This window comes from Brachyspira catarrhinii (assembly GCF_005518285.1).
Lineage (GTDB): Bacteria > Spirochaetota > Brachyspiria > Brachyspirales > Brachyspiraceae > Brachyspira > Brachyspira catarrhinii.
In genome coordinates this window covers 1-12,322 of record NZ_SJDU01000030.1, presented here as the reverse complement: position 1 = coordinate 12,322, position 12,322 = coordinate 1, and the positions used below count along the sequence as shown (strand labels likewise).

At 31.6% G+C, this 12,322-nt stretch carries 9 protein-coding genes, 1 tRNA gene and 1 pseudogene; 4 read left to right on the top strand and 7 right to left on the bottom strand.

Translation table 11 applies throughout. The features are described 5' to 3' along the window. Positions 1-28: 28 nt before the first annotated feature. Both EZH24_RS02165 and EZH24_RS02160 read right to left on the bottom strand, forming a co-directional pair. Positions 29-760 (bottom strand): annotated as a pseudogene (locus EZH24_RS02165) (glycosyltransferase family 117 protein); the annotation flags it as partial. Positions 761-970: 210 nt separating this feature from the next. Further along, a complete protein-coding gene (locus EZH24_RS02160) occupies positions 971-1,954 on the bottom strand; it encodes a P1 family peptidase (RefSeq protein WP_137997497.1) in 984 nt (327 codons plus the stop codon). 142 nt (positions 1,955-2,096) lie between these two features. Here EZH24_RS02160 and rdgB point away from each other — a divergent pair, with 142 nt between their 5' ends. Continuing rightward, positions 2,097-2,684, top strand: a complete 588-nt coding sequence (gene rdgB, locus EZH24_RS02155) for an RdgB/HAM1 family non-canonical purine NTP pyrophosphatase (protein ID WP_137997496.1) — start codon at positions 2,097-2,099, stop codon at positions 2,682-2,684. Positions 2,685-2,744: 60 nt separating this feature from the next. Continuing rightward, positions 2,745-3,704 carry an ABC transporter ATP-binding protein gene (locus EZH24_RS02150; RefSeq protein WP_137997495.1) on the top strand — a complete coding sequence of 320 codons (960 nt, stop codon included), beginning with the start codon at positions 2,745-2,747 and terminating at the stop codon, positions 3,702-3,704. 24 nt (positions 3,705-3,728) lie between these two features. Here EZH24_RS02150 and leuS read toward each other — a convergent pair whose 3' ends face one another. After that, a complete protein-coding gene (leuS, locus tag EZH24_RS02145; protein WP_137997494.1) occupies positions 3,729-6,278 on the bottom strand; it encodes a leucine--tRNA ligase in 2,550 nt (849 codons plus the stop codon). A gap of 831 nt (positions 6,279-7,109) precedes the next feature. Next, positions 7,110-7,182: transfer RNA gene (locus tag EZH24_RS02140), tRNA-Thr, on the bottom strand. A 189-nt stretch (positions 7,183-7,371) separates the two neighbouring features. On the opposite strand from EZH24_RS02140, the gene EZH24_RS02135 reads away from it, so the two are divergent. Next, on the top strand, positions 7,372-9,114 hold the full coding sequence (locus EZH24_RS02135) for an ABC transporter ATP-binding protein/permease (protein ID WP_137997493.1): 1,743 nt from the start codon (positions 7,372-7,374) through the stop codon (positions 9,112-9,114). After that, positions 9,107-10,750, top strand: a complete 1,644-nt coding sequence (locus tag EZH24_RS02130) for an amino acid ABC transporter ATP-binding/permease protein (protein ID WP_137997492.1) — start codon at positions 9,107-9,109, stop codon at positions 10,748-10,750. Before EZH24_RS02135 ends, EZH24_RS02130 begins: the two co-directional genes overlap by 8 nt. Here the strand turns inward: EZH24_RS02130 and EZH24_RS02125 are convergent. From EZH24_RS02125 to EZH24_RS02115, 3 genes are read right to left on the bottom strand one after another with little or no spacing between them, the layout of a single operon-like run. Then, positions 10,747-11,358 (bottom strand): hypothetical protein, encoded by a 612-nt coding sequence (locus tag EZH24_RS02125; protein ID WP_137997491.1) that lies wholly within the window; start codon positions 11,356-11,358, stop codon positions 10,747-10,749. The two genes, EZH24_RS02130 and EZH24_RS02125, sit on opposite strands and share 4 nt — an antisense overlap. Before the next feature lie 57 nt (positions 11,359-11,415). After that, entirely contained in the window at positions 11,416-11,838 is a 423-nt protein-coding gene (locus EZH24_RS02120) for a YbaN family protein (RefSeq protein WP_137997490.1), read from the bottom strand. A gap of 2 nt (positions 11,839-11,840) precedes the next feature. After that, the gene (locus tag EZH24_RS02115; protein ID WP_137997489.1) at positions 11,841-12,224 is read right to left on the bottom strand and encodes a nitrous oxide-stimulated promoter family protein; all 384 of its coding nucleotides are present in this window, start codon (positions 12,222-12,224) and stop codon (positions 11,841-11,843) included. Between the last annotated feature and the right edge of the window lie 98 nt (positions 12,225-12,322).

The window sequence follows — 12,322 nt, the reverse complement described above, 5'->3', positions numbered from 1 at the left end:
GGATTACTCAGAGAATATAAATCTTATTTGCCTCGAACCAATAAACGAGTATCAAAAGCATAGAAGCTATTTGCAATATATTCAAACTATAAACTTCCGCCATCGTAGCCTGCGCCCACATATTGTCGGAGATTGCGAATGCTACGGAAGAAAGCAAAGCTGGAATTTGAACGATAGGCGAAAATCCTCTTTCAATTCTATTTTGCCCCAAAACTTTTGCCATAATCAAATAAAAGAATATCGTTGAAATTGCGGCGCAAGTTCCAGAAAATAAATTCGTTCTCCAAGCGATATTTCCAAACGGAATATAAGTAAATAATTTCGACATCAAAGTATAAAACGGATAGCCCGGGGCATGTCCGACTCCCAAAAAATACGCTGCAGTCGTAAGCTCTCCGTTATCGCCAGCGGAAAGCGAAGGAGTTAGAGTGAATAAATATAAAAAGAAAGCAAATAAAAAAGAAACGGACGCGAATATGAAATCAATTTTTGAAAGCCTATAAGGTTTTATTGAATATTTTTTATAAATAGGTTCTGATTTTTCTTTATCTTCAAAAAATATTCTCTTAAGTAAATTTTTAATAGCGTTAGTTTTTTTATCGTCTTCGGAATTTTTTTTATTATTTTTATTTTGCAAATTATTTATATATTCTTCTATAAGCTCTTTGTCTTTTTCCAATTTTTTTGAAAGTTCGTCAACCGTTTTATTTTTATGATTAGCTTTAATATATTCTTTTTCCAAATGCGAAAGTTTAGCCATTATTATTTTCCTTAATTTAAATTTTATGATTTACGAAATTAATTTAGAAAGTAATTATATAATATATTCGTTTAATATTCAATATATATTTTTAGAGTAGAAAACGACAAATTTTTAAATTGCTTCGCTTCTTTATATTCGCTCGCAATGACTAAATAATTACTGCATTGTCATTGCGAGATTTATCGAAGCAATCCAAAATAATAAAATCTATTTTACTATATCGTTATAAGCCTTGAAACCGTAAGCGGATTTTGTATTGATTATAGCCGAGTTTATAGCTTTTCCCATAACTATTGCCGCAATACTTCCGACAGCGTCCAAATTTGCCTTCACATCTCCAACCGACATTGCATAAATACTGTCTCCGTCTAAAGTCGTGTGAACGGGTTTTATAGTCCTTGCAAATCCGTTATGAGACATCGAAGCGATTTTTCCCATTTGAGATTTTGTAAATTTTGCGTTCGTTATAACCGCTCCGATAGTCGTGTTTGTAGTTATATTATTTTCTATATCGAAAGACAAATTTTTATTTTCCGCAATTTTTATCAATTCCTCTTCCGAATTCCTAAATCCGTTTTTATCTCTATTAAGAACTCCCGCTATCATTTTTCCGCTTTCATAATCGAAAATATCTCCGAAAGCATTAACAGAAACTATAGCGCCGACTTTTAAATTTCCGATTTGTAAAGCGTAGAATCCGAGTCCAGATTTCATTGCAAAATCTATTCCTAATATTTTTCCGACTGTAGCTCCCGTTCCCGCTCCATGATTTCCCATTCGAATATTATTTTTTTCGGAGTTTATGCAGGCTTGATAACCCATTTTTGCATCAGGACGAATTTTACAATCTCCCGCTTGCAAATCAAATATACAGGATTCGCAAACCAAAGGAACTTTTGTGACGCCGACATCGAATCCTATATTTCTCTCTTCCAAATATTTCATTACTCCGCCCGCCGCATCCAAACCGAAAGCGCTTCCTCCGCTTAGTAAAACGGCATGAATAAATTCGGCGAACGCGAAAGGTTTTGTAACTTCGCTCTCTCGTGAGGCTGGTCCTCCGCCTCGCACATCGAGTCCCGTTATAGCTCCTCTTTCGCAAATTATAACCGTGCAGCCCGTTCCAGCTTTTTCGTCTTCTGCATTTCCGATTTTTATATTTTCTATATCCGTTATTTTTATTTCTTTCATTAAATTTAAATCTTTATTCATAATTTTTGCTCGAAATTTATTCTTATTAATTATACATTATTTTAAATTCAAAATCAAATTTTATTATGGTTATTTTATTGATTTATGTTATTATTTCAACATTACTAATTACGGATTAAATATGATAAAAAAATTAATTATAGCGACAGCGAATAAACATAAATTATCGGAAATTGAATTTATTTTAAAAGATAGCGTCAAAGAAATATCGCCAATGCCCGCCGACATGGAAATCGAAGAAAACGGAAAAACATTTATGGAAAATTCTTTGATAAAGGCAAAAGCGGTTTACGAAAAAATAAAAATTCCGTCATTAGCGGACGACTCGGGACTTTGCATTAACGCTCTCGGAGGAAAACCAGGATTATTTTCGGCTCGATACGGAGGAGAAAATTTAAGCTATAAAGAAAAAATGCAAATGATTTTGGAAGAATTGAAAGACAAAAAAGACAGAACCGCTTATTTTATCACATCCGCTGTTTGCATGCTAAACGAAAAATATTATATAGCTTTGGAAGGAAAAGTCGATGGGAAAATAATTGAAAGCCCGAGAGGATTCGAAGGTTTCGGATACGACCCGATTTTTATGCCAGAAGGTTTTAATATGACTTACGCCGAAATGAAAGCCGAAGAAAAAAATTTAATTAGCCATAGATTTATTGCAATGTCGAAAATGAAAAAAATATTATCTTGCATTTATGAGCATTAATTTATATAATTAACATAATATTTAATATTAACAAATTAAAAATAATAAAGAATAAAAATTATGAGCGATTTATTAAAAGTAGAAAATTTAAAAATGTTTTATCATACATCCAAAGGACAAGTGAAAGCGATAAACGATATTAGTTTTGATATGAAGAAAGGCGAAACTTTGGGAATAGTCGGAGAATCGGGATGCGGTAAAACGAGTCTCGGAACTTCTTTACTTGGAATGCCTTCCGTCCCTGGAAAATACGAAAGCGGAAAAATCATAATTGACGGAGAAAATATTATCGAATTAAAAGAAGAATATATTAGAAAAAATATAAGATGGGCTAAAATATCCATGGTTTTTCAAGGCGCTATGAATTCTCTCACTCCCGTTTATACAATCGGAAAACAAATGCTTGAAACTTTAAATAGGCATGTCGAAATGGATAAATCGGAAGCGTTGAAATTGATTGAAGAATATTTGGGTTATATAGGGCTTCATTCGAGCGTGGCAAACAGATATCCGCATGAACTTTCTGGAGGCATGAAACAGAGAGCGGTTATCGCGGCGGCTTTATTTCTCAAACCTAAACTTATAATATTGGACGAACCTACAACGGCGCTTGATGTAATAGTTCAGGCTCAAATAATAAATCTGCTTAAAAAATTAAAAAAAGAATTCGATTTGTCTTTTATATTTATAACTCATGATTTGGCTTTGGAATCGGAAATTGCCGACAGAGTTTGCGTAATGTATGGCGGAAAAATCGCGGAAATTGTCAGAAACGAAGATATTTATAAAAACGCGAAACATCCTTATACGAAAAGACTTCTTGCCGCTACTCCGAGATTAAAAAAGTCGGTTAGTAAATTGGAATTTATTGAAGGAGTCCCGCCCGATTTGTTAAAATCACATAAAGGATGCATGTTTTACGAAAGATGCAAAGAGAGAATAGAAAAATGTAAAACCGAAGAGCCTAAAATTAAAGAGATAGGAAGCGGGCATTATTGCACTTGTCATTTGATTAGTTAATTTTTAAATAATAAAACCGACTTATCACTTCACAACAATATTAACCAACTTATTTTTAACATAAACGACTTTAATAATTTCTTTTCCGTCTATAAACTGTTTTATTTTTTCGCTTTTAAGAGCGGATTTTTTGGCGTCTTCTTCGGATATATTGATTTCCGCTTCGATTCTGTCTCTGATTTTTCCGTTCACTTGAAAAACAAGTTCGAATGTGTCGTCCTTGCAATATTCTTCATTATGATTAATCCAAGTTTCGTTTAAAATCGTATTTCCGAATTTTAATATCTCAAAAATCTCTTCCGTTATATGCGGAGCTATCGGATTAAGTAAAATCAAATAGCCTCTTATGATTTCTCTAAACATAGAATATTCTTCTTCCGAATTTACTTTTAACGCGCTCATATCGTTAAGAAGTTCCATCAAAGAAGCAATAGCCGTATTGAAATGAAATCTGTCTTTTATGTCGATTGTCACTTTTTTTATCGTTTTATGATATTTTCTGTATAAACTTTTAGCCTCTTTTGAAAGATTATTATAATCGAAAGATTTTTTATTTTCGTCTTTATATTTGATAAACAAATTCCAAATTCTATTCAAAAATCTTGCCGAACCTTTGACTCCGTCATCGCTCCATTCTTTATCTTTTTCTGGAGGCGAAACGAACATAACGAATATTCTAACTGCGTCCGCTCCGAATAATTCTATAATTTCCGCGGGGTCGACTCCGTTGGCTTTCGATTTCGACATTTTTTCCATTTTTATTATTATATCGTCTTTAGTTATTCCGTCTTTCTCATACTCTTTATTATTCATCTCTTCTTGAGTGTAGAATTTTTTTAATTTTCTCGATTCATAACTATTCGATAAAACCATTCCTTGAGTTAGAAGTCTCTTAAAAGGTTCGTCCTCTTTAACAAGCCCAATATCTCGCATGAACTTAAACCAAAATCTCGAATAAAGTAAATGCATGCATGCATGTTCTATTCCGCCTATATATTGGTCTATAGGAAGCCATGAATTCGCTATATCCGAATCGAAAGGCGCTTTATCGTTATGAGCGTCCGTATATCTCGCGTAATACCAAGAACTGCAAGTAAAAGTGTCCATAGTGTCCGTTTCTCTTTTCGCTTTTCCTCCGCATTTTGGACAAGTGGTATTTACGAAAGACTCGGATTTTTTGAGAGGATTTTCTCCAACGGTAAATTCTATATCCATTGGAAGAGTTATAGGCAAATCGGATTCTTTAACGGGAACTATTCCGCATTTTTCGCAATGAACGAAAGGCAAAGGATTTCCCCAATATCTCTGCCTTGAAATTAACCAATCTCTGAGTTTGTATTGCACTTGCTCTTTGCCAAAACCTTTTTCTGTGGCGTATTCTATCGCTTTTTTAATGGCGTCTTTAGTATAAAGTCCGTTTAATATATCCGAATCAACCGCTTTTCCGTCTTCGATATACGCTTCCGTCATATTTTCCGCTTTGAGAGAATTATCTTCGTTTTGAATAACGACTTTTATTGGAATATTATATTTTTTTGCAAATTCAAAGTCTCTCTGGTCATGAGCTGGAACCGCCATAACCGCTCCGCTTCCGTATTCGGCTAAAACGAAATTTGCCGCGTATAGAGGCGCTTTTTGATTATTGAAAGGATTTATAACATATCTTCCCGTGAAAACGCCTTCCTTTTCATAATCCGCTTTTTGGTCTATTTTTGCAGATTTTTTAATAAACTTTTCAACAGATTTTTTCTGTTCTTCGGCGCATATATCCAAAAGTCCTTCGTAATTCCAAGCGATTGCCATATAAGTGACTCCGTAAATCGTGTCGGGTCTTGTGGTAAATATTGGAAAATCTTTGCCATCGTCCAATTTGAAATTAATATTCGCTCCAACGCTTTTGCCAATCCAATTTTTTTGCATCGCTATAACATTGTCGGGCCAGTTTCCATCGAGCAGTTTTAAATCCGCGTCCAACTGTTCGGCGTAATCGGTGACTTTTATATACCATTGTTCCAATTTCTTTTTTGTGATTTCGTTATCGCATCTCCAACAAGTTCCTTCGGGAGAAACCTGTTCGTTAGCCAAAACCGTATTACAATGTTCGCAATAATTAACCTCTCCGCCTTTTCTGTAAAGAAGTCCTTTTTCAAACATTTTCAAAATAAACCACTGCCCCCATTTATAATAATCGGGCAAACAAGTGGTAACCTCTCTATCCCAATCGTAAGAATAGCCGAGCAGATTTAATTGTTTTCGCATATTTTCTATATTTTTCAAAGTCCATTCGGCGGGATGAGTTTTATTGTCTATCGCCGCATTTTCCGCAGGCATACCGAAAGCGTCCCAACCCATAGGATGCAAAATATCGTAGCCCAAGAGTTTATAATATCGAGCTATGGAGTCGGCTATAGTATAATTTGAAACATGTCCCATATGCATCTTGCCCGAAGGATAGGGAAACATTTCCAAAACATAATATTTTTTATTTTTAGGTTTTGAGACAGTTTTGAAAGATTGATTTTCTTTCCAATATTTTTGCCATTTTTTTTCGATGGTAGTGAAATTATATTCCATAAAAACTCCGTAATTCGATACTAATAATTTTTTAGATAATAAATTATATTTTAATTTTTGATATTTTTCAAATTTTTATCGTTATTAATAATAATAAATTTTATAATGATTTCAAAGCAATATTTGAAAATATTAAAAAGCCGAGTCTTTAATCAATTAAGATTAAGAACTCGGCTTATTTTATGTTAGTTAATTTTATTTTTAATTTTTATTCTTTAGTCCATATATTGAAAGTATCGGTATATGTAGTCGAAGAAGGTTCATTTCCTTTATGATTAATAGTTTCGGTAAATGTTGCCGAATTACCATCTTCAGAAAACTCCAATGTTCTTATAAATTCATAGTATTCTTCGATTGATGTTTCGCTATAAGAAGTTCCAGAGCCACTTAAATTATAATATATTGGAGCAAGAAATTGAACATCGCCTCCGTCTCCCGAAAAACTAGGTCCTTGAGTTTTAGTCGCGCTTATATCATAATATACCCTACCATTTTTAACGGCTAACCATCTATAATAACTATTTTCATTAGCTTCCGTAATTTTATCGCCAGAGGAATTTACGGCGTTTAGACTTACATATACATTGCCGTTGTATTTTTCTAAACCGTTTATGTTATTTTTAGAACAGCTTAAAGAAAATAAACTTAAAAGACTAACGAATATTATTATATATATATTAATGGCGGGTTGGGTTGGGTTGGGTTGGGTTTTTTAGCGTAATTTTCATTGCATTCTCCTTAAATCAGTTAATATATATCTATATGATAACAATTTATTTAAAAATGTCAATCATTTTTTATTTAAAATTTAACGCTTCAAATAATTAAATAAGCCAACCATGGGAGTCGAACCCACGACCCACGCATTACGAATGCGTTGCTCTACCAACTGAGCTAGGTTGGCGTTATTCAATATTGAGGAGTTTCAAATTAAATAAATTATAACAACTATAATTTATTTGTCAATAACTATAATTATATTAAAAATTCAATTGCAATTATTTAATATAATTGTAAAATGTTATATCAATCAAACATTTTTGTTTTTAGTTTAATTTTTGAATTTTATATTTCATTTAAGGAAAGTAAATTTATGATAAATAAAAGATTAATCGAGCTAATGGGAAACGCTAAAAAATTTATAGGTTTTCATGTATTATTTCAATTAATAAATCTTTCGCTTAATATAATCGCTATATTTTTAATAGCGGATTTTTTGCAAAAAGTTTACGAAAAAAATATTTCAAACGCGGATATAATAAAAGTTTCTTTAGGAATTATAATCGTTATAATATTAAGATTTATATCGAATATTCTTATCGCTAAAATGTCTTATTATTCTTCAGGCAAAGTAAGGCAAACTTTAAGAGAAAAAATTTATTCCAAACTTTTAAATCTTGGAATTTCTTACAGAGAAAAATTTTCAACGAGCGAAATAGTTCAAATATCTATGGAAGGAGTAGACCAGCTTGAAATTTATTTCGGAAGATATTTGCCTCAGTTTTTCTATAGCGTCATATCTCCGATTATCTTGTTTGCCGTTTTATCTACCATAAGCGTAAAAGCGTCAATCGTCCTAATTTTATGCGTTCCGTTAATTCCGATATCTATAATATTAATAGTAAAAATCGCTAAAAAAATATTAAAAAAATATTGGGGTAGTTATAGCGATTTGGGAGAAGTGTTTTTAGAAAATTTACAAGGGTTAACCACTTTAAAAATATATCAAGCGGACGAAAGAAAAAACAAAGAAATGAATATTCAGGCTGAAAATTTTAGAATAGCCACTATGAATGTTCTTAAAATGCAGCTTAATTCTATTACGGTAATGGATATAATAGCTTATGGAGGAGCTGCGCTTGGAATAATAATTTCGGTTAGAGAATTCGTAAGCGGAAATATAAATTTGGCGGGAGCTTTTTCGATTATAACGCTTTCGGCGGAATTTTTTATTCCGTTGAGACTTTTAGGTTCTTTCTTTCATATCGCTATGAACGGAATTTCTGCAAGCGAGAAAATGTTTGAAATATTAGATTTGGAAGAAGACAATAAAAGAATAAATAAAATTGATTCCAAAAACGAAAATATTATAATTAATAATCTTAATTTTGCTTATAACGAAGATAAAACTATTCTAAAAAATATAAATATGACTATAAAAGAAAAAAGTTTTATTTCTATAGTCGGGCAATCGGGTTCGGGCAAAAGCACATTGGCGGGACTCATATCTTTAAGAAACGAAAATTATTCTGGTTCTATAAAAATAGGCAATATAGAATTTTCGACTATAGACAAAAACGATTTAGCAAGAAAAATAGTCGTAGTAGACCATAACGGTTATTTATTTGAAGGCGATGTTTACGAGAATTTGAAAATGGCGGGAGAAAATATAACCGAAGAAAAAATGAACAAAACATTAAAACGAGTGGGATTATACGATTTTTTACAAGACGAAAACGGACTAAAAACAAAAATAACGGAAAAAGCCTCGAATCTATCGGGCGGACAAAAACAGAGACTGTCTATTGCAAGAGCGATACTTTATGACGGCGACATATATATTTTTGACGAAGCTACTTCAAATGTGGATGTGGAAAGCGAAGAGAATATTATAAATATAATAAGATATATTGCAAAAACAAAAACTGTAATATTGATTTCACATAGATTATATAATTGCAGATTTTCCAATAGAATTTATTTTTTAAAAGACGGAATTATAAAAGAAGAAGGCTCGCATGAAGAACTTATAAAATTAAACGGCGAATATGCGAAAATTTATAACGAACAGACAAAACTTGAAAGCATAACTAAAGGAGAGATAAAAAATGCGTAGAAATGGAATTAAAATTATGGCGGAACTTATAGATTTGATAGCGCCACTTATTCATATTATGATTCTTGCGATTATAACGGGAGTTTTGGGATTTTTATGCGCGATATTTATAACAATACTCGGCGGATACGGAATAATTGATTTTATAAATTCCAATTCCAATTTAAAGAATATATTTATTTTGATTTTTATTATAGCGATTTTGAGAGGAGTTTTTCATTATATAGAACAGTTAAGTAACCATTATATAGCTTTCAAACTTTTAGCTTTGATAAGAGATAAAATATTTGTAGCTTTAAGAAAACTATCTCCCGCGAAACTCGAAGGAATGGACAAAGGAAATTTAATAGCCTTGATAACGAGCGACATAGAATTACTTGAAGTGTTTTACGCTCATACGATATCGCCAATTGCAATAGGAATTTTAACTTCTATTATAATGACAATATTTATCGGAATCTTCAATATTGTTTTGGGAATTGTCGCTTTTTTAGGTTATTTGACGGTTGGATTTTTTATTCCTTATTTTTCTTCAAAATTTGGAAAAAAATATGGAATGGAATATAGAGAAAATTTTGGAAAATTAAACAGTTATTTTTTAGATAGTTTATGGGGAATAAAAGAAATTCTTCAATTTGGATGCGGAGAAAAACGAAATAAAGAAATTGAAAATAAAACTGACGATTTGATGAATATAAATAAAAAATTAAAAAACTACGAAGGAATAATTAGCGGTTTGACAAATTCGGCGATTTTAATATTTACTTTGGCTATATTAATAATAAGTTATTTAACGGCGAAAGACGGAGATTTTAAAAATATAATAATTCCCGTAATAACTATGGCAAGCTCTTTCGGTCCCGTCATAGCTTTAAGCAATCTGTCGAATAATTTATTTTTTACTTTGGCGAGCGGAGAGCGAGTCCTTAATTTGCTATCAGAAAAACCAATTGTGGAAGAAGTTTATAACGGAAAGGATTTAAAATTTGAAGGAGCGGAATGCAAAAATATTTATTTCGATTACGGCGGAGAGGAAATATTGAAAGATTATAATTTGAATATAGAAACGAATAAAATAATCGGAATAAAAGGAAAAAGCGGAAGCGGAAAATCTACTTTATTAAAATTATTAATGCGTTTTTGGGATATAAAAAAAGGAGAATTAAAAATTTCAAATGCCGACATAAAAGAAATAAATACAAACTCTTTGCGAAATATGGAGAGCTACGCAACACAAGATACTTCAATATTTAAAGACACTATAGAAAATAATATAAAAATCGCGGATTATAACGCGACAAGAGAAGAAGTGATAGAAGCCTGCAAAAAAGCGTCTTTGCATGATTTTATAATGACTTTACCAAAAAATTACGACACGGAAGTAGGCGAGCTTGGGGACACTTTATCTGGAGGAGAGAAACAGAGAATAAGCATCGCAAGAAGTTTTTTGCATAAAGCTCCTTTCATACTTTTGGACGAACCTACAAGCAATTTGGACAGCTTAAACGAAGCCGTTATATTAAAATCGATTAAAGACAATAGCGAAAATAGAACGATAATTTTAGTTTCGCATAGAGAATCGACTTTAAATATTGCCGATAAAATTTATCAAATGAAAAACGATAGAGCGAGTTAATTAATATAATACCTTCCGCCCAAACTTATTCTGCCAAAACCAGCTTTATTTATTTTTGAAGGATAGCCTAAATTTTTGCCATCGACTACAATATGCAAGCCTCCGCCAAATTCCAATAATATCGTAACATGCCTGCTTATATTTATATTGAAACCAGCTCCGCCTCCGACTTCCCAATAAAGAGGCTTTGAGAATAAAAATTTGCTGTCTTTATTGGCGTTAAAAGAAAGAGCGCCCAAACTTACGAACGCAAATCCGTATCTTCCAACGCTTATTTTATCTTTATATTCGTCCACTCCTCCAAAAGTTATTTTTTCCATAAAGCCCAATTCATACATTTGCGGACTGTCATCGTATATTTTTGAGCCTACTATCGAAGTATAGCTTTTCATTTCAAAATTATTGAATTTAAATAACTTAAAACCGAATTCCAAGTTAACGCTCGTTTTAACCGAATCGGCGCTGCTGAATAAACCTATAGAAAAAAATCTATTATCCAAAGGAGATTGTAATCCTTTTTTATTGTTTCCGTTAGTTTCCTCGCAATATAATTTTGCAAAACAACTTAAAAATATTGCGCTTATTATTAAAAATTTATTTATCTGCATTATATTTTATCCTTTTATTCTTTATTTTATTTTTTATTAATCGTTTAATTAGTTTAATTATTCTAAATTTCCGTTTTCTTTTGCAATGTCTCTATTCTTTTTAAGCTCCGACTCTTCCTCTTCCGTTATGGTTCTTATTTGAGTGAAAAAATATAAATACTTTCCAATAAACAAAATTACCAAAACTATTCTCGCATGCAAATTATTTACGAATATAAAAGTGATTATAAGCATTAAGCTTACGGGCAAAAGTATAGTTAATTTATTTTTCAAAGTCATAGCTCTCGACTGAACAAAACTCTCCAAATATTTTTTGTAAATTTTCGTAGAGATAAACCAATCGTGAAATCTTTTCGAGCCTTTCGCAAAAAAGAAAGAAGCCAAAAGTAAAAACGGCGTAGTCGGTAAAATCGGCACTACTATTCCGAGAATTCCTATTCCCATAGAAATAAAACCTAAAATTATTAATATAACTCTCAATTTTAATTACTCCTTTGTTTTTTTAATTTTATTTTAGTTTTTAAAGTTATAAATAAATGTTTGAAAGCGAGTATCGGATGATAAAAAATCATTCTTTTGCCAGAAAAAATCATAACTTCTCTTATTCTTTCCCGCATATCTTTTTTGTAGCAATGAGAAGGACAAGCGCTGCAAAAAGTTTTGGTTTCCATAAATCTGCATCTGTCAATCTGCCACGAAGCGTAATTATATAATTCGATACATTCGGAACATAAATTATTTTTTTTATGATTGGACTTGCAAAATATTTTTATCATAAGAAGAACCAAATTTTTTTCTTCGTCTCTTTTATCTTTTAATTTTTTATTCTTTAATTCTAATTCTTCAGCCTTATCGCTATATTTCATCAATTTTATAACCTTTTATTTTTTAATCTTTTTTTAATAGTTAATAATTAAATTAAATATATTGGATACATTCTAAATAAAGAACGCATCCAATAACA

Coding starts and splice junctions, on each gene's coding strand:
- EZH24_RS02160 (WP_137997497.1), bottom strand. CDS start 1,954: ATGAAAGAAATAAAAATAACGGATATAGAAAATATAAAAATCGGAAAT.
- EZH24_RS02115 (WP_137997489.1), bottom strand. CDS start 12,224: ATGAAATATAGCGATAAGGCTGAAGAATTAGAATTAAAGAATAAAAAA.
- EZH24_RS02130 (WP_137997492.1), top strand. CDS start 9,107: ATGCGTAGAAATGGAATTAAAATTATGGCGGAACTTATAGATTTGATA.
- EZH24_RS02125 (WP_137997491.1), bottom strand. CDS start 11,358: ATGCAGATAAATAAATTTTTAATAATAAGCGCAATATTTTTAAGTTGT.
- rdgB (WP_137997496.1), top strand. CDS start 2,097: ATGATAAAAAAATTAATTATAGCGACAGCGAATAAACATAAATTATCG.
- leuS (WP_137997494.1), bottom strand. CDS start 6,278: ATGGAATATAATTTCACTACCATCGAAAAAAAATGGCAAAAATATTGG.
- EZH24_RS02150 (WP_137997495.1), top strand. CDS start 2,745: ATGAGCGATTTATTAAAAGTAGAAAATTTAAAAATGTTTTATCATACA.
- EZH24_RS02135 (WP_137997493.1), top strand. CDS start 7,372: ATGATAAATAAAAGATTAATCGAGCTAATGGGAAACGCTAAAAAATTT.